This is a genomic window from Thermobaculum terrenum ATCC BAA-798, from assembly GCF_000025005.1.
GTDB lineage: Bacteria > Chloroflexota > Chloroflexia > Thermobaculales > Thermobaculaceae > Thermobaculum > Thermobaculum terrenum.
Genome location: NC_013526.1, coordinates 609,204 through 626,982, shown reverse-complemented (window position 1 = coordinate 626,982; position 17,779 = coordinate 609,204). Strand labels below are relative to the sequence as shown.

The following is a 17,779-nucleotide window of genomic DNA, read 5'->3' as shown; positions in this document are numbered from 1 at the left end:
GGCAGGTGACGTCGGGAGGTGTCCTGCTGGGAGAGGCAGCTAGTGCTGCCTTTATCCGTGGGGTGGAGCAGATGCTGTCGCTGGTAGCGCTCACCTTGGGACCGGGTGGGGGGCAGGTGCTGGTTCGGTCGCCCATCGACGATCGGGGTTACAGGGTGCTGGAGGATGCGGCGGACGTGACCCGGGCGGTGGTGGCCTTACCGGATCCTTGGGAGAACATGGGGGCTATGTACGTTAGGCACGTGGCGTGGCGGGTAGCACAGGCTGTGGGAGACGGGGCGGCCACGGCCGTCGTGGTGTTCGGCACCATCCTGCTGGAGGTCCACCGGTTGGTCCGGGCCGGGCACGATCCCCAGCGGTTGGCCGAGGCCATGAGGTCCTACCTGCCCAGCGTGTGTAGCTACCTGGAGAGGATGGCACGACCCCTAGATGGGCAGCGGCAACTGGTGGGGATCAGCGAGACGGCTTGTCGCGATCGCGGCTTGGCCGAGCTGGTCGCCGAGGCCCTCCGCGTGCTGGGGCCCAGGGCCGCCCTGGAGGTGCTGTCGGGCTACGGCGCAAGGGATAAACTCCAGCTCCTGCAGGGGAGCCACTGGCGGGGCAGCGGGCTGTTGCTCCCTAGGATCGAAGCTCCTGGGGGTGCGGAGCTAGCTGAGCCGGCCATAGCTCTTACCGACCTCGAGGTACGCGATCCCAAGGATCTGGCGCCTGCGGTAGTGGCGGCGCGACAGCTGGGGGCGCATAGCCTCGTGCTCCTGGCAAACGAGGTGACCGAGGAGGCGCTTCCGTGGCTTTTGGCAGCTGAGCAGGGAGAGGGACTACCGACGGTCGTGGCGCGTACGCCGGGGGGCACGTCGCAGGAGCAGATGGACGCGTTGTGGGATCTTGCACACCTGACAGGAGGCAGGCCCTTGCTGCGGGTCACCGGTGCCACGCTGCGTGGCCTGACAGCGACGGACCTTGGTCGGGCGCGCCGATGTCGAGTCGACCGAGATGGCTTCGGGGTGTTGGGTGGGAGGGGAGATGTGCGCCAGCTGTGCGCTCACGTCGACTGGCTGGCTGGACGCCTCGGCTCCAGCAAGGAGCCTGAGGATAGGGAGCGGTACAGGTGGAGGCTGGGGCGGCTCACGGGCTGTAGCGGGGCCATCATGGTGGGAGGGCATGCGGGGGAGATCGACCTGAGGAAGGGGCGCGCTCGCAAGGCGATCCGGGCCGCGCAGCTGGCGCTGGAGTCCGGCGTCCTGCCCGGCGGTGGGGTGGCGCTCCTACGGTGTGCGCATCACCTGTGGGCCCTGGGCGACCTGGAGGGGGAGGAGTCACGGCGTGCGATCTGTCGGGCGATGGCGCGCGCCCTACGATCGCCGTGCCACCACATAGTTCAGAGCGCCGGCCTGGAGCCCGGCCCGACGCTGGCCGTGATGGCCGCGGAGTCGGGCGACATTGGGGTGGACATGCGCGTCGGCAAGAGCGTCGACATGTGGGAGGCCAGCGTGCTGGACCCCCTGCCGGTCCAGCGCACGGCGCTGCAGATCGCAGTGGGCGCGGCCGCGGACGCCGTGGCGATCTGCGCCCTGGTCAGGCCCACCAGACCCCAGGTTTCCGTGGTGCCGTAGGGAGTGTGTCGGAGTGGTGTTCAAGGTCGCAGCATCCCCAAGCTACAGCGAGGACGGCAGGCTGGCGGCAGCCTGCAGCGACGGCATCAGGCTGTCGCAGGACGGCGGCCAGAGCTGGGCGCTAGTGTGCCCGAGTCCGCAGCCGGTGACGGCGGTCTCTTGGCTGGGCCCCGGCGGTCTCGTGGCATCTGTTGGCAGTAAGGTGCTGGCAACGAGCGATGGTGGGGTCAGCTGGAAGGACTACCCTCCCGTGGCGGCGGACACGATAGTGACGGCGATCGCCAGCTGGGAGCGCGTGGGGCAACCTCTAGTGGTCGTGGCCACCGCGCACGAGGGCGTCTACTGGACCGAGGACCTCGGCAGCTGGACGCCGAGGAACTTCGGCCTACTGGACTGGCGGGTGCTGTCCCTCGAGGTGTGCGTCCAAGATGAGCGAGTGCTCTTCCTGGCGGGCACCGAAGGGGGCGGGGTGTTCGTGGCCGGCCTGGAAGGTCCCTGGCGTTGTGCGGCCGCGTGGCCCTGTGCTGGCGCCGTGCTGTGCCTGGCCGCTGGGCCCGACGGAGGCCCACCACCGCTGCTCGCCGGGACCGAGGCGGGCTGGTTATGGGCCAGCACCGACGGCGGCCACTCCTGGCGAGCGGTACCCCTCCCGCCAGGAGGCGGACCGATCAACGCCTGCACGCTCGGCCCGGGAGGGAGGTGCCTGCTGGTCGCGCGCGGGACACAGCTGCTTGTGTCGGGGGACAGCGGCGACAGCTGGGACGTGCTCGGGGAATGGGGGGATGAGCGGTTCGTGACGGCGCTGTGCGCGCCCTCGGGGCTCCGGCCGGGCGCACCGATCCTCTGCGGGCTGTCCACCGGGGAGATCGACATAACATATCTATAACGTGTCTGTGGGAGGGATGGAAGTGAGCAGGTACACTAGGGAGTACGGGCCGGAGGCGACGGCGCTGGCGTTCCCGCTTGGTGGGATAGGCACAGGCAACGTCTCGCTGGGGGCTAGGGGGGATCTCAGGGACTGGGAGATATGCAATCGTCCTGCCAAGGGCAACCGCCTGCCCAATACCTTCTTTGCCCTGTGGACTAGGACGGCATCGGGCAGATGTGTGACGAGGGTCTTGGAGGGGCCGATCCAACCGCCCCACGATGGCTCGCACGGCTACCACCCGTCGACCGGGGCTGGGCTTCCCCGGTGCCGGCACAGTCGCTTCCGAGGCGAGTACCCGCTGGCATGGGTGGAGCTGGCAGACCCAGCGTTGCCGGTACGGGTGAGCCTGGAGGCGTACACCCCTCTGATCCCTCTGTGCCCGGAGGATTCCGGCATCCCCTGCGCGATCCTCAGCTACACCGTGGAGAACACCTCGGACGAGGTGGTGGCGCTCACGCTGGTGGGCTCGCTCACCAATCCGGTGGGAGGGGTGACCTTCGACCGCTTCGGCAACTACCGCGGGGCGGGCGGCAACCAGAACGAGTACAGGGAGTCGGAGGTGTACAGAGGGCTGTGGCTGCGTTCGACGACACTGCCGTCGGATGATCTGCGCTATGGCGACATGACGCTGGCGACCGATCATCCCGTGATCACCTACAAGCGGGCGTGGCTGCGCGGGGCTTGGTGGGATTACCTGCGCGAGTTCTGGCAGGACCTCAGCGAGGATGGGCGGCTGGAGGACCTGGGCTACGAGTCCCCCTCGGAGCCTGGCAAGACCGACACCTGCTCTCTAGGGCTGAGGGACGAGCTGGCACCAGGGGAGACCCACACCTACCGCTTCGTGCTTACCTGGTACTTCCCGAATCGCCCCCACAGTTGGCGGGAGGAGGCTGGGGAGATCGTCCGCAACCACTACGCCTCCCGCTTCGCTAGCTCCTGGGATGTGGCCGGCTACGTCTTTACGCACCTGGCCAGGCTCGAACAGGGCACCAAACTGTTCCATGACGCCCTGTTTGAGAGCACGTTGCCCGACTGCGTGCTGGAGGCGCTATCGGCCAACATCGTGCCCCTGCGGAGCAATACCTGTTTCTGGCTGGAGGACGGGAGGTTCTTGGCGTGGGAGGGTTGCTTTGACGACAGGGGATGCTGTGAGGGTAGCTGTACGCACGTGTGGAGCTACGCCCACACCCTGGCGTTCCTCTTCCCATCACTGGAGAGGGAGATGCGACGGATAGAATTCGAAGTGGAGACGGATGAGCGTGGCTGGATGGCTTTTAGGACGTACCGGACGTTCGGAGAGCAGTTTGTGTGGCCCTGGGGGTCCCAGCAACCGGAGGCCGCGGCCGACGGGCAGATGGGCAGCATCCTAAGGGTGCTGCGCGAGTGGCGATTGAGCGGCGACATGGAGTGGCTGCGGCGAGTCTGGCCAGGGGTGAAGAGCGCGCTGGCGTACGCCAGCGCGCAGTGGGATGGCGATGGCGACGGCGTGCTTGATGGGCGTCAGCACAACACCTACGACGTAGAGTTCTACGGCCCCAACCCGCTGTGTGGGCTGTACTACCTGGCCGCCCTCCGGGCGGTGGAAGAGCTCGCGGAGGTGTTGGGGGAGGCGAATCTGGCACGGCGCTGCCGAGAGGTGTTCGAGCGGGGTAGTCATCGCCTGGACGAGCTGCTCTGGAACGGCGAGTACTACGAACAGCTGGGTGATGAGGATGCCTGGCCATACCAGCACGGAAAGGGCTGCCTGGCTGACCAGCTACTAGGGCAGTTGCAGGCGCATGTCCTGGGGATGGGATATCTCGTACCCGAGGAGCATGTGCGTCAAGCCCTCCGCTCGATATGGCGCTACAACTTCCGGGCTGATCTGAGCGAGCACGTCAACTGCCAGAGGACGTTTGCTCTCAACGATGAGGCAGGACTGCTGATGTGCACATGGCCACGAGGTGGCCAGCCCACGTTCCCCTTCCCGTACTCCGACGAGGTGTTCACCGGCAGCGAGTACCAGGTGGCCGCCCACATGATCTACGAGGGGTTGCTGGAGGAGGGCCTGCAAATAGTGGGCGCCGTGCGGGGCCGTCACGATGGCCGGCGTAGAAACCCTTGGGACGAGGTGGAATGTGGTCACCACTACGCCAGGTCCATGGCCAGCTGGGCCCTCCTGCTCGCCCTCAGCGGTTTCACCTGCGATGTGGCCAGGCGCGAGATGACCTTTCGTCCCGTAACGGCTGCTTCCGCGGAGGAAGGAGTCTTCACCTGCTTCTGGTCCACGGGGCTGGGATGGGGCACCTACACCCAGCGGCTAGATGCCGAGACCGGCCAGTGGGTGCCCGAGGTGAAGGTGCTATGGGGCGACCTGCGGGGCGTGCGCGTACGGGCCTGCGGCAAGGAGTGGACCTTGAGCTGACACCATCACGGCAGGAGCGCACTGGGGGTTGGTAGCCCATCCAGAGCAGCACTGCGGCGCCTACTAACTATCCCGGGCTGGCGAGAGGGGTGGTTCCATGCTCACCTCGGACTTATGATGAGTGATGGGAGCTGGACTTCCCCCGCGCTTAGTCACATGTTGTTACCAGGTTGCTGGCGAGCACAGTTCGTACCTGACGATCACCCCCTCAGGCCAACCCTCTGTAGCGCCTCGAGCACAAGTTACTGCCTTAGGCGAGCTATGGGCTGTCAAACGGGGCCTACAGAAGATCCAGGCACGAGATGCTCAACATAACACGTGCACATGCGAGGTGCCATCTGGGAGCTCGTGCCCGAAAATCCTCCTGCTGGCGACGCTGCGCCCATGGAGATGCTATTTGAGGACGAGTAATGGTGTGAGGCCAAGTGGTGTTCGATTGAACGTGGAAGGAGGGGCTGCTACTGATCACGAGCGGGCTGCTGCGCTGGCGTCGGCTGAGGGAGGGGTCGTGGGCTACCTCGTAGAATGTACCTTGCATGTACTTTCTGGATCTCCCTACCACTAGCTTTTGGACAGGAGGTCACCCTCGCGTCGGGGGAGTGTGAGGGGCTGATGACTACTGAAAGTATCCTGATCTCAATAGATCTGCTGCGGGAGGAATCCATAGGCACCCAGCAGGCTGACGCTATCCCTGATGAAGTGGGTGGCACCGAACATGGATCCAATGGCCTGCGTTAACAGCAACAGTTTACATAATTGCATGAGTGGGCACTACAGGCTGCGCGCTAGGCTAGCGGCCGTCATGCCGAGGTCCTTTGCCTCTGCGATGAAAGGGAACAAGGGCTGGGGATCCGCTATAGGAACCTCGATGACCTGACATGAGGATGAGGGATCTGTGCCCGCATGTTAGAGCTCCAGCGGCCTCGCCCACTTGTTTGGTAGATATAGGAAGTAGGGGCAGAGTCTTCGGAGGGCAGGAGTAGGTTATTTGGGGTTGTGGGTAGGAGGCTTGCAGGACCTGCCGCGCGTTCTGAAGCCATCTTCTGGGTAGTGGACCCCGGACTCTCCTTCCTGACTTACGTCCACTGGAGGGCCCCGGACGGGTATGCCTCACATGAAGGAGTCCTACGGCGGCATAGTCAAAACAGCGGCGAACGCGCTGACGTTCGCCGAACTCGGGATTCAAGGCCAGATGCATGAAGGCAAGGGTTCCAGAGTTCTGCCCTGCAGCGTGGGCGACCGATGGGGCTGCCGTAGCTGCCGGGGCAAGGTTAGTTTGCCGAGCGGCCGACGCTGAGGACGGCATTGATGAAGAGCGTAGGCCGGTCCCCAAGCGAGTTCAGGAAAATCGCAGTGACCGAAAGCGCCATAGCTACCATGGCCCAGACCGGGTAGATCAGGCCAGCAGCGGCTAGGGGGAGACCAATGCCGTTGAAGAGAAAGGCGAGCGCCACATTCTGTAGCGTCTTACGGTAGCTACGCATGCTGATCGTACGCGCATCGACGATCGCCTCGAGCCGGTCACTGACGATGATGATGTCGGCCGACTCGAGGGCGATGTCGGTGCCGGTGCCCATGGCGATCCCCACGTCCGCCTGCATCAGCGCCGGCGCGTCGTTGATCCCGTCGCCCACCATCGCCACACGCCCGCGTCCCTCGCCCTGCAGCCGCCGGACCAGCTCCGCCTTCTCGCCGGGGAGCACGCCGGCGTACACATGCTGCGGCTCGATGCCCACGGCCTGGGCCACACGCTCGGCCGCGCGCCGGTTATCGCCGGTCACCAGGACCGGCCGCAGGCCCGCCCGGCGCAGGGCGGCCACGACCGCCGCGGCGTCGGGGCGCAGCTCGTCGCCCAGCGCGATGATGCCGCGCAGGCGGCCGCCCCAGGCGACCGCGACGACCGTGCGGCCGGCGGACTCCAGCTCGGCGATCCGGGCGGCCAGCGCGGTCGTATCGATGCCCTGCTCCTCCAGAAAGCTCGGCCGGCCAACCAGCACCAGCTGGCCGGCCAGGCGCGCGGCCACCCCTCGGCCCGGGACGGCCTCGAAGTCGTCCACCGCCGGCACGTCCAGGCCCCGGTCGAGCGCGGCGTCCAGCACCGCCTGGCCGAGGGGGTGCTCCGAGGCCGACTCGGCGGCTGCCGCGACCGCGAGCAGCTCTTCGGCCCTCCCCGCGCCGGGCGCGGGCTCGATCTCCAGCACCGTCGGCTTGCCCACCGTGAGCGTGCCGGTCTTGTCCAGTACCACGGTTCGCACCGACCGGAAGGCCTGGAACGCCTCCCCGGTCCGCATCAGGATGCCGTGGTCGGCCGCCTCGCCAGCACCGCGCACGATCGCCAGCGGCGCGGCGATGCCCACGGCGCAGGGGTAGCCCATCACCAGCACCGAGAGGGCGGCGAAGACCGCTCGCTCGACGTCCGGCTGCCCGGCGAGCAGCCAGGGCCCGACGATCCAGCCGATCAGCGCCAGGGCGGCGAGGATCAGCACGCCGGGGGTGTAGACGACGAGGATGCGGTCGACGAGGTGCAGGATGCCGGGCTTGAGCGCTCGTGCGTCCTCGACGCTGCGCACCACCTGCTGGAGGAAGCTCTGCTCGCCAACAGCAGTGACGCGTACCAGGAGCGTGCCCGACCCGTTGATCGAGCCGCCAATGACCGTGTCGCCCGCGGCCTTCTCGACGGGCAGCGGCTCACCGGTGACCAGCGCCTGGTCCACCGCCGAGCGGCCCTCGACCACCTCGCCGTCCACCGGCACGCGCTCGCCGGGGCGCACGCGCACCAGGTCGCCGACGGCGACGTCGCCGATCGCCACCACGACCTCCTCCTGGCCGGCCGGGGTCGGCCGCACGACCCGGGCTGTGTCGGGCTGGAGGTCCAGCAGGCGCTTCACGGCCTGCGAGCTGCGGGTCTTCACGAGCAGCGAGAGCCACTCCGAGAAGATATGGTAGTTCGCCACCAGCACGCTCACCGCGAAGAACGCTGCCGTGGGGTAGCCGGCCGGACGGAAGACGAGACCGATCAGGCCACCGGCGATGCCCGCGAACGCGCCGACCTCCAGCAGCACGTGCTGATTGAGAATGCCCCGGCGCAGGGACTGGAAGGCCATCGCGAGGATGTGCGGCGCCACGCCGAGGACGACCGCCAGGGCGAAGCCCCCGACGACCCAGGGCACCAGCGGCCGGCCGATCTGCAGCAGGTTGGACGCCGCTAGCGTGCCCGTGACGAGCGCGAGCGCCGCGGTCCCCCCGACCGCCCGCCCGCGGCCCTGCCCGCGCAGCAGCAGGAAGGCCACCGTGAGGAGCGTCGCGGCCGTGACCGCGGGCACGAGCAGCATCCAGAGGCCCTCGAAGCGCAGGATGAGCGCCAGCGTGGCGAGGCTGAAGCCGATCGCGGCGAAGAGGCGCTGAGCCTCGCGCGCCAGGTCGGCCTCTTCCTCCTCGTAGGGACGCGTCTTGCGCGGGTCCCAGATCGTGTAGCCGATCTCCCGCAGCGTCTGGAGGAGCTCCTCCGGCTGGACGCGTGCCGGGTCGTACTCGATGAGCGCCTGCTCGTGGGTCAGGCTGACGGCCACCTTGTACACCCCAGGTTGACGACCGAGCGCCTTCTCGATCGTGGCGGTGCACAGGGAGCAGTGCAGTCCTCTGATCTTGGCACGGAATCGTGCCCTGCCGTCGGGCAGGACCTCGGCCCAATAGCGTTCGAGGATCTTGCAGCCGGCGCGCTCGAGGCAGGCTCGCACCACCGACTCAGGGGTGCGCGTGGCATCGAAGACCACCAGCACCTCGCCGCACCGGTGGTCGGCGCGGCTGCGCCTTACGCCCTCGAGGCGCGACAGCGCCTTCTGAATCCGATACTCGCAAGTCTTGCAGCGCAGACCCGCTACCCGAAACGTTCTCTGCTCCATCAGCTGTTCCTCCCTTCGACTTCGGCTGGCAGGTGGGACATCGCCCTAGCCCTAGCAGATACTACATGTTCCAGTTAGCTGGAATGTCAAGCGGACAGTGCAGGGCATCGGGCGATGAGGGCAGCTGTGGATCGCTGAGGACGCATGGATCCACCCTTGCGAGGGAGCGGCACCAACGGCACGCAGCGCGCTGTTAGTGTCGCTCGTAGTGCTCAATGAGCCCGCAGATGCATGTCTCGTTGCCCATCGTCTGGGCTGCCTGGTCTCGCAGGGCAACTAGCTCCTGGCGGATAGAGGTCAGGGCCAACAGCTGCTGCTCGACCGCGGTGATCTTGCGGTCAAGCAGCGCAAGCACGTGTTCACATGGCTGCTGCCCGGACTGCTGGAGCAGGAGGATCTCCTTGATCTCCTTGAGGCTGAGGCCGACGGCCTTCGCCTTCAGGACAAAACGCAGCCGTTCCACATCGCCGGGTCCATACACCCGGTACCCCGACTCGGTACGGGGCGCGGCGGGCAGCAGCCCGATCTGTTCGTAGTAGCGGATCGTCTTCGGGTTCAGCCCCAGTTCGGCGGCGAGGTCCCCGATTCGCAACTTCTTCCCTGGCAAAGGATCACCCTGAGCGCGTGACATCACTAACTCTATTTTAAACCTTTCAGGTAGCTGGAAGGTCAAGTACCGAGGCGCACTGTCGAGCTCGCTCTACCTCTCTCCGTGGCGGCCAGGTTCAGAGATGGGCTCGAGGATGCCTTGCTCACGGCACCATGCGTGCTGAGGAGCAGCACAAGCAGCTAGCCAATCCGTCTGCTCGCGTCTATTGGTCGCTATCAGCTACGTGCACCATCTCCCGCACATCCCCGTAGCACAGACCTCCGCTGGTATGCTTTCCAGCTCCTAGAACGAGCCAGTCCAAGGATGTTATGATCTAAGATGGCTATTTAGAGGTCTCTTAGCTGTAGCCAGACGACACTGCCAGCTCTATGGACCACTACGGGTTGAAAGGCGGGGAGCTTTGGAACAAGGCGATGGGTGGTTGGCAGCAGCGGCGGGGCGTGTACAGGCAGGTCGAGCATCCATAGTCCCTCCGACCTCCATCCGGCATAGGCCTCTTGCCAACCATGGCTAGGGCTTATGGCGACGTACAAGCGTAGGCCTCGAGCACCCTGACAACGCGAAGGCTCTGGACGGACCTCTCTAGCCACCATTCGCCTGTTACCTCCTGTTACTTCGCAGAATGTATCTTCTGCGAAATATACATTTTTGCTTCCACCAGATGTCGTGCTCCACAAGTTGGCGGATGCCTACGGGGAGTTCGTATCACGCCCGGCGACGATCAGGCTGGCCCGACTACTCCTGGGGGAGGCCCCGCGTCACCCACAGCTGTTCGACCCAGTGGTGGCAGGTGGCCCTATGAGGGTTATTCGATTCCTCAAGGCCTATTGGACACGCTCACTGGACGATTTATCTCCCCATTCCACTCTACCCTATCCAGTACCAATTCGCCTGCGCCTGACAGCTTACAAGCCTACCTGGGGCAGACAAGCATAACCTATCATACATTATTATGTAAAAATATAAACGCTCGCTCCTTGTGTGTTGCCACTCTCCTAAGTGGTGTAGTATGTATTACATTGCCATGGAGTTCAGCCAGGTGTTCCTTCGACTACAACTTACTCTGAGATGCTCCTTACCGGCCTAAGGCATCTACGAAGCTAATAGCACATATGAGCTACTATTTCAAATATACTCCATCTCCGGTTGACCTTGGCGTATTTATGTCAAATATTTCTGTTATCCGTTTTATAGCTCAAGCTTACAGATGGCCACCATGGATGGGGGATCTGGGCAGTGACCAGATGTGAGCTAGGGTAAGCCTGGTGGCTGGAGAGAACTCCTCTCCCTGGATGTAGCCCAGCAGCTGGTCCAGCAGGTACACGGCCTCGGGATGGCAGGGATACTCCCCCAGCAGCTGCAGCGTCGTCATCAGGAACCTGCCCCTGCCCACACGTCCCTCGAGCATGTACCCCAGCTTCCTCGCCCTGTGCCAGTTGTCCACCACAGCCACGATAGGTCTGAGATCCGAGGGCAAGACCTCCATCCCCACCGCCTTGGCACCCTCCACGAGATGGTACCACTGCCAATCGGAGTGCCCATCGTGGGGGAAACGCCGCATGAGGGGGTGGTCCTCCACAACCAGGCCCATCGTGGTGCGCGGTTGGTTGGGAAACCACAGGTAGGTCCAGAAGAGGGATTCAAAACCTGTGGGTATCGCGTCCTGCAGCTCGTCGTTCTCCGCCAGGTACACCACAGTGGCCCCGTTGTACATCTCCTCCACATAGCGCACGTTCAGACGATCGGTAAGTATCACCCCTCGGTGGTGCTCACGGCGGTCAATGACCTCCATCTGGTCGTAGTAGTCCGCCAGCCAGGCGAGGCCTGGGCTCAGCCGCACTCCTGCGCCCACCTCTTGGGTCCTACCTGTGGGGAACACCCAGAAGTCCCAGGAGTTGTGCACGTGGCTGCCCTCCAGATGAGCCCGCAGCGTTAGCTTCTTGGGCCCTGTAGGCATCCTGAGGGCCAGGGTTCCCACCTCGTACAACCCCCCAGGCGGCACGTCTCCCACAGCCAACTTGCCACAGGCCAGGACGTCCTGGCCTGCCGCCAGCTCCCAACGCACATCACCGCGCACTCTGTCTGGACCATAGTGGGACAGGAGCAACCTGGCCTCCAGCCACCCACCCTCGGGGAAAGTACGCCTCGGACACGCGCACAGCAACACCGTCTCGGCGTTGAACTGCCTGAAGACCTCAGCTGATGCGTGCCCCTTGGGTTCCCAGAAAACGTCCAGCACGCCGTTGAGGGCAGTGCCCTGCCCGGGGAAGTCGGTCAGGTTGAGCATCTGTAGGCCGCTGAGCTCCAGAGTGCGCCTGATCCTCTCGAACTGCTCCTTGATGCACACCAGTTGCAGTCGCGCCGATGCTCGGTAGTATCTATCCGCTTCATCGAGCAGCTGCTTGGCCGCGAGAGCATCCATCGCCTGGGCCTCCCAGGAGGGCTCGATCACTCCGGTGAACTTGGGGGATGAGTCCAGCCTTGTGTACATGTCCATCTGGGTGTGCTCGTGGGCGATCACCGGCAGCCGCCCACCGGCAACCCTGGTGGACCAGGTGGTCGTGCTATCCGGGGTCGTGCCCCGGAAAGACCTGTAGGAGTTGAGGTCGGTCTCCCTGTCCGGCTCCTCGGGCAGGTGCCCAAACCCGCTTTGGTCCAGGTACAGCCTGGAAGGGTCCAGCTCCCTGCCCCTGCGTACCAGCTGGTTGAGGAACGGGCTGTACCGATGAGAGGCTCCGTGAGGTGCAGATTGCAGCAGCTCGTTGCCCATGCAATGGATCACTAATGAAGGATGCCGCTGCAGGTGCAACACCACCCTCTCCAGCTCCGATCTCAGGAAATTGCCGGCACCAGCCAGGTACCGAGGGTCGTTGCAGTTCCCCCAGTTGGGGAGCTCGTTCTGCACCAGCATCCCCACCTCGTCTGCGGCCTCATAGAAGGCATCTGGGGGCGTCCAGGAGTGCAGCCTAACGTGATTGAAACCGTAGTCCTTGGCCCTCCGAAACTGCTGCAGGTACACGCTCTTGTCGTGTGGAGGATAGCCGGTGAGGGGAAATATGCAGCAGTCCACGTACCCACGCAGGTAGAGGGGCTCGTCGTTGAGGTACAGCTTCCTGCCGCGCACCTCAAACGTGCGCAGCCCGAACCTCGTGTCCACGACGTCCACACCTTCCTCCGTGGCAAGCTCCAGGTGCAGTTCGTAGAGGAAAGGGTCGCGGTCCGACCACAGCCTAGCATCCGGCCCTAACTCGAGGGTCAGGGTAAGGCCCTTCACTCCCGGTTGGGCTATCTCCAGGGGCATCTTCGCTCCAGCGATCCTGCGCCCCTCGACTTCAGCCCTGGCCTCCACCGTACCCCTCGCCCCAGTGGTGGAGGCCACCAAGACTTCGCAGCGCACCGTGCGCCGGTGGGCGTCTGGGAAGATCTTCAACCCCTCTATCCAAGTCCGCGGGGTGGCCACCAATCGTACAGCGCCCACGATGCCACCCCAGTTTGTGGCAGTGTGCCTCGAGTGGATGTGGGCCTCGTAGTTCAAGATCCCCTCTACCTTATTGTTCACTTTGATGGCCAGCAGGTTAGGTTCACCCGGATGAGCGAGGTCCGTCAGGTCGAACCTATGGGGCGTGCTCAGCGAATCTCCAGAGCCCGCATAGGTGCCATTGAGCCATACGCCTGTCGTCCAGTTGACCCCCTCCAGCTGCAACCAGATCTTCTTGCCGCGCCAGACGTTTGGGATCTCCACCTGGCGCACATACCAGGCAGCTCCTTCGTAGCTACGCTTCTTGCTCCAGCCGATGATCTGCTCGGGAGGACGCTCGCCGTAGCCCTGTTCCTCCCAGGAGCCGGGCACCAGGATGCGCCCGCTCTGCAGCCTCCTGTACCACTCCTCAGCTTCACCCCTGCCATCGGGATCCAGCGCAAAGCTCCACTCACCCGTGAGGTCCAGCTGCTCCCTGTCGTGGGAGGGCAGCAAGCCAGGATAGATCATCATACCAGTATCACCTCAATCCCAAGATCTCTGAAGGGCTGCACAGCTTCCTCGGCAGCCCCTGTGTCCGTGATGAGTATGTCCACCCAATTGGTGGGGCATATCAGGGCTGTGGCCAGGGCACCCAGCTTGGTGTGGTCGGCCACAACTATCTTCTGCTTGGCGTGCTCGATGAGTGCCCTGTTGACGGCCGCCTCCTCGGCATTCCAGCAGGTGAGCCCTTTCTCAGCATGGATACCGTTGACGCCTATGAACACCTTGTCCACGAAGAACTCGCTCACTGCACGGATGGTGAAGCTGCCGACCAGAGAGAACCAACTGCCGCGCAGGAAGCCGCCGGCCACGAACACGGTCAGGTCCTCGCGATTGCTGAGCTCCATCGCCACGTTTACCGTGGTCGTGATCACGGTGATGCCCCTGCGATGGCGGATGCTCCTGGCCACCTGCGTGGTGGTGGTGCCAGGTGTCAACGAGATAGTCTCGTTGTCGGCCACCAGGGAGGCGGCCGCCAGGCCGATCCTCCTCTTGGCCTCGCTCTCTCTGCGGACCTGGGCCTCGAAGGAGGAATCGTGCAGGAAGGGCTCGTACAGCATCCGCTCGGCAAGAGAGGCGCCCCCGTGCGTGCGCCGTAGCAAACCCTCCCGCTCCAGCTCCGCCAGATCGCGGCGAATCGTGGCCGGAGACGCCCCGAGCTCCTCCACCAGCTCCTCCACAGTGACCTCGGCTCGCTCCAGCAGCCGCTGCAAGATCTGCTCCTTGCGCAGCTGGGAATGCTTCGTCTTAGGCTCAGCCATCGTAACCTCCCATCACCAGCGCTGCTGCTCCCAGCAGCGCTGCGTCATCTCCCAGCTCTGCCCCCCTCACCTCCACCCTGCCCTTGGGGTATGTCCAGGCGTGGGCGCGCACATGCTCCCTCACCCTGGGCAGCACCAGCTCTCCCCTGGCCATCACCCCACCGCCTATCACCACCACCTGAGGGTCGTAGGCGTGGATCAGCGTCACCACCCCGCTGGCCAGGTACCGCAGCCAACGCTCGAACACCCAGCAAGCCAGCCCATCTCCACGTTCCACAGCACCCAACACCCTCTCCACGCTCAGCTCGCCTCCCACAAGCTCCGAGCCACAGCCCCTCCCCAGGTGATCCGCCATCGCGTTGACCAGTGCTGTGGCCGAGGCGTACACCTCCCAGCACCCTATGTTCCCACAGGAGCACAGGCTCCCGTTGACGTCCACCGTGAAGTGTCCCCCGAGGATCCCAGCGAGCAGCCCAGAGCTCCTCAGCAGCCTGCCGCCAGCTATCACCCCGGTGCCCACCCCGGTACCGATCGTGACGCACACCACATCAGAGTAACCCCGACCAGCCCCGTACACCCACTCCCCCAGCGCGTACACCCGGGCATCGTTGTCCACCTTGGTGGGCACTCCAAAAGCTTCCTGTAGATACCCCCCGACGCTGACTCCCTCCACGTCCGGGATCTTGCCGTTGAGCTGCAGGACGGTGCCGGTGGAGGGATCTATCACCCCTGTGAAGCCCACGCCTATCCCTCCCAGGTCTTGCCCCCCAGCTAGCTGCCTACCCAGCTCCACCAGCTTGCCCAGCACGTGCCGGACACCCAGATGCCCCTCCGTGGGCACCACCAGCCTCCGGAGCACCCTGCCGTCCGCGCTCACCAGCCCGCTCTTGATGCGCGTGCCCCCCACATCGTACGCTAGGTACACCTGGCTCATACCTTCTCCTCCTGCGCCACCATCCTGGTCTCCACGAAACTCAGCACCGCCTCCACCTCGGGCAGCGGGCACGAGGGCACCTCGTACTTGGCCAAGTTGACGTGCGCCGCCGCCACTCCCCAGCGGGCGGCCTCCAGTACATCGCCCGTCCGTTCGTAGGCCCAGGCGAATGCCCCCACCATGGCGTCGCCGCACCCCACTGGATTGATGCCCTCCGAGCCCGGCAGGTGGCTGGGAACCGGGGGCACTGGCAGGTGCCAGGCATGCCCCCCATAGGCCAACACGGCCCCCTCCTGCGCCATGGAGAGCAGCAACACCTCGATCCCATGTCGGGCGGCAAACTCCTGCGCTGCCCCCACCCTCTCAGCCATGTCCCTGGGGTATCCCCCCATGAGCCCCCCGAACTCCTCCAGGTTGACCTTCACCATCCATGGACGAGCCCCCAGCGCGGCCTCCATAGGCTCCGAGTGCGCGTCGATGATGACCCTCACTCCGTGCCCCCTGGCCACCTCGATCGCCGAGAAGTACAGGTCCTGGGGCATGCCGGCGGGCAGGCTGCCGGAGAGCACCAGCAGGGAGGCCGCCGGCAGCTCCCGCCTAAGCAGCTCCAGCAGGGCCTCGTGCTCCCTTCCCCCCAGCCGCGGCCCCCCATCCACGATCTCGGCCACCAACCCCAGCTGCCTGTCCACCACCACCACGGAGGACCTGTTCTCGACGTCGATCTCCACCGCCCGGTAGTCTATGCCCTGGCGGGCGGCCGCAGCCCGCCACCGCAGGCCGTTGCCTCCGCCCAGCACCACGAGCGCCCTGCTCTCCCCGCCCAACTGCCCCACCACGCCGCTGACGTGGGCGCCCGACCCCCCAGCCTGGTCGAAGCTCAGGTGGCTGCGCATCGTCGCCCCGGGACGGAACCCCGAGACGACGTACACCCTGTCGGTGGAGGTGTTGGGAGATACCGTCAGGATCATCCTCCCCATTCCCCCAGCAGCCAGTCCCACAGAGCCCTGTGCTCCTGGGGCCTGGAGACGTAGTCGTAGCAGGAGGGATCCTCCATGAGAGCTCGGACCATCGGCAGATCGGGCTCCAGGCAGGCTTGCCGGCCCCGAGGCACCGACACCCTCCTGGGCTCGGGCACCCGTCGGTAGCGTGGGTTCCTCTCCAACCCACCATCCGCCAGCACGTAGTACGCGGTACCTCCAAGCTCCCGCAGCGGCTCGTACAGCAGCCTGGTCTCCAACGCGTACACCGCCCCGAGCACGAGGGGCTCCTCCCCCGTGTTGACCACCACGTGCACCCAGCCCGGAGGGATGGGCACCTTGTCCCCGGGCCCCACCGGCACCAGCAGCACCCGCGACACCTCCGGGGAGGCCACGTCCTGCAGGTACATCAGCCCGCTGCCGTGCCAGAACTCGTACACCTCCGAGTAGGCCAGCTCCGTGCCGGGCGGACAGGAGTGCACGTGCCCCTGGCTGCGCACCCGCTCTCGCCCCACGGTGCCGGCGGCGTAGACCACCGCCCCCAGGCCAAGGCCACGCTCCTCGAGCGCCGCCGCCCGCCCCAGGCGGATGTGCATATATATGGTGTAGAGGTGGTCCGGGCCCTCTGCCTGGGGGTCCAGCAGCATCTGCCGGATGTCCGCCCTGCGCCGCACCTCGGGGGGATCGCTCGTTATCCCCTCCCCAAAGCGCAGCTCCAGCCCGTGCGGGTCCAGAGCCACCTCAAAGCCTGCCACCTGCGAAAGATCTATCAACGACATCTTGTCACCTCACTTCTGCATCTTAGCTAGTGCTTCCTGGGCGCTCAGCCCCTCATGCACCACGCGCTGGAAGGCCTCCAGCGCCGCCCTGGGATCCTCCGCCTGGTAGATGTTGCGGCCGAACATGATGCCCCCGCAGCCGACCCTCACGCACACCTCGGCCACCTCCAGCGCCTCCCGCAGCGTCTCCTTGCGAGGCCCTCCAGCCACCAACACCGGCACGGGGCAACCCTCCACCACCCTGGCCATGGCGTCGCCTTCCCCAGGGTAGATGCACTTGACCACGTCCGCCCCCACCTCCGCCGCCACGCGCACGTACATCCCCAGCACTCCCACGTCCGTCCTGTCCTCCGGGTGCGTCTTCTCCCGAGCGCTCCTGGGCTCGATGATCAGCGGCAGCCCCAGCCGCTCGCACTCCCGCGCGATGCGAGCGTTGCGCTCTATCTCCTCCCGCTCGTCGTGAGGGTCGGCGTGCCCCACGAACATGTACGTCATCACCGCCGACGCCCCCGCGGCCAGCGCCTCCTCCACCGTCGCCAGCGCCACCGACACGCCCTGCGGGTAGGCCAGCACCCTGCGGCTGAAGTTCTGCCAGTCCAGGTGCAGCACCAGCGCCGGCGCGTCAGGCCCCACGAACACCTCCTCCAGGTGCCCCAGCATGCCCGGGGAGACCATCAACCCCTCGGCCGCCCGCAGCGCCGACGCCCTCCACCTCATCTCCTCCAGCGTGACCATCCCCTCCATGGGCCCCATCAGCAGCCCGTGCGAGTAGGCCACCACGATGGCTCGGCCGCTGGAGGGCCTAAACAGCCTGCCCAGCCTGATCTTCTTGCCAGTGCGCGCGTCCATC

General features: G+C 65.5%; 15 protein-coding genes. 6 read left to right on the top strand and 9 right to left on the bottom strand.

Going from position 1 to position 17,779, the window contains the following annotated elements; genetic code table 11:
• The first annotated feature begins 5 nt into the window (after positions 1-5).
• From TTER_RS12430 to TTER_RS16225, 5 genes are all read left to right on the top strand, one after another.
• Positions 6-1,613: a TCP-1/cpn60 chaperonin family protein gene (locus TTER_RS12430; RefSeq protein WP_012876394.1), complete on the top strand. Its 1,608-nt coding sequence runs from the start codon at positions 6-8 to the stop codon at positions 1,611-1,613.
• Positions 1,614-1,794: 181 nt separating this feature from the next.
• The gene (locus TTER_RS12425; protein WP_148212015.1) at positions 1,795-2,499 is read left to right on the top strand and encodes a WD40/YVTN/BNR-like repeat-containing protein; all 705 of its coding nucleotides are present in this window, start codon (positions 1,795-1,797) and stop codon (positions 2,497-2,499) included.
• A gap of 22 nt (positions 2,500-2,521) precedes the next feature.
• On the top strand, positions 2,522-4,945 hold the full coding sequence (locus tag TTER_RS12420) for a GH116 family glycosyl-hydrolase (protein WP_012876392.1): 2,424 nt from the start codon (positions 2,522-2,524) through the stop codon (positions 4,943-4,945).
• 397 nt (positions 4,946-5,342) lie between these two features.
• Entirely contained in the window at positions 5,343-5,510 is a 168-nt protein-coding gene (locus TTER_RS15885; RefSeq protein ID WP_012876391.1) for a hypothetical protein, read from the top strand.
• A 47-nt stretch (positions 5,511-5,557) separates the two neighbouring features.
• Entirely contained in the window at positions 5,558-5,683 is a 126-nt protein-coding gene (locus tag TTER_RS16225; RefSeq protein WP_012876390.1) for a hypothetical protein, read from the top strand.
• Between the two features lie 533 nt (positions 5,684-6,216).
• On the opposite strand, the gene TTER_RS12410 is transcribed toward TTER_RS16225, so the two are convergent.
• The 3 genes from TTER_RS12410 to TTER_RS12400 form a co-directional block, all read right to left on the bottom strand.
• Positions 6,217-8,847 (bottom strand): heavy metal translocating P-type ATPase, encoded by a 2,631-nt coding sequence (locus TTER_RS12410; protein ID WP_012876389.1) that lies wholly within the window; start codon positions 8,845-8,847, stop codon positions 6,217-6,219.
• Positions 8,848-9,040: 193 nt separating this feature from the next.
• Complete coding sequence (locus tag TTER_RS12405) at positions 9,041-9,454, bottom strand: heavy metal-responsive transcriptional regulator (protein ID WP_012876388.1); 414 nt, start codon at positions 9,452-9,454, stop codon at positions 9,041-9,043.
• 329 nt (positions 9,455-9,783) lie between these two features.
• Positions 9,784-10,050 (bottom strand): hypothetical protein, encoded by a 267-nt coding sequence (locus tag TTER_RS12400; RefSeq protein WP_012876387.1) that lies wholly within the window; start codon positions 10,048-10,050, stop codon positions 9,784-9,786.
• Between the two features lie 55 nt (positions 10,051-10,105).
• On the opposite strand from TTER_RS12400, the gene TTER_RS15655 reads away from it, so the two are divergent.
• Positions 10,106-10,393, top strand: coding sequence for a TetR/AcrR family transcriptional regulator C-terminal domain-containing protein (locus TTER_RS15655; RefSeq protein WP_148212014.1), 288 nt, complete (start codon positions 10,106-10,108; stop codon positions 10,391-10,393).
• A 265-nt stretch (positions 10,394-10,658) separates the two neighbouring features.
• Here TTER_RS15655 and TTER_RS12395 read toward each other — a convergent pair whose 3' ends face one another.
• From TTER_RS12395 to TTER_RS12370, 6 genes are read right to left on the bottom strand one after another with little or no spacing between them, the layout of a single operon-like run.
• The gene (locus TTER_RS12395; RefSeq protein WP_012876386.1) at positions 10,659-13,448 is read right to left on the bottom strand and encodes a glycoside hydrolase family 2 protein; all 2,790 of its coding nucleotides are present in this window, start codon (positions 13,446-13,448) and stop codon (positions 10,659-10,661) included.
• Positions 13,445-14,239 carry a DeoR/GlpR family DNA-binding transcription regulator gene (locus TTER_RS12390; RefSeq protein ID WP_012876385.1) on the bottom strand — a complete coding sequence of 265 codons (795 nt, stop codon included), beginning with the start codon at positions 14,237-14,239 and terminating at the stop codon, positions 13,445-13,447. The genes TTER_RS12395 and TTER_RS12390 overlap by 4 nt, the downstream gene beginning before the upstream one ends.
• On the bottom strand, positions 14,232-15,173 hold the full coding sequence (locus tag TTER_RS12385; RefSeq protein WP_012876384.1) for an ROK family protein: 942 nt from the start codon (positions 15,171-15,173) through the stop codon (positions 14,232-14,234). Before TTER_RS12385 ends, TTER_RS12390 begins: the two co-directional genes overlap by 8 nt.
• Positions 15,170-16,141 (bottom strand): 1-phosphofructokinase family hexose kinase, encoded by a 972-nt coding sequence (locus TTER_RS15060; RefSeq protein ID WP_012876383.1) that lies wholly within the window; start codon positions 16,139-16,141, stop codon positions 15,170-15,172. The genes TTER_RS12385 and TTER_RS15060 overlap by 4 nt, the downstream gene beginning before the upstream one ends.
• The gene (locus tag TTER_RS15055) at positions 16,138-16,929 is read right to left on the bottom strand and encodes a glucose-6-phosphate isomerase family protein (protein ID WP_012876382.1); all 792 of its coding nucleotides are present in this window, start codon (positions 16,927-16,929) and stop codon (positions 16,138-16,140) included. Before TTER_RS15055 ends, TTER_RS15060 begins: the two co-directional genes overlap by 4 nt.
• Before the next feature lie 9 nt (positions 16,930-16,938).
• The gene (locus TTER_RS12370; protein ID WP_012876381.1) at positions 16,939-17,778 is read right to left on the bottom strand and encodes a class I fructose-bisphosphate aldolase; all 840 of its coding nucleotides are present in this window, start codon (positions 17,776-17,778) and stop codon (positions 16,939-16,941) included.
• Between the last annotated feature and the right edge of the window lies 1 nt (position 17,779).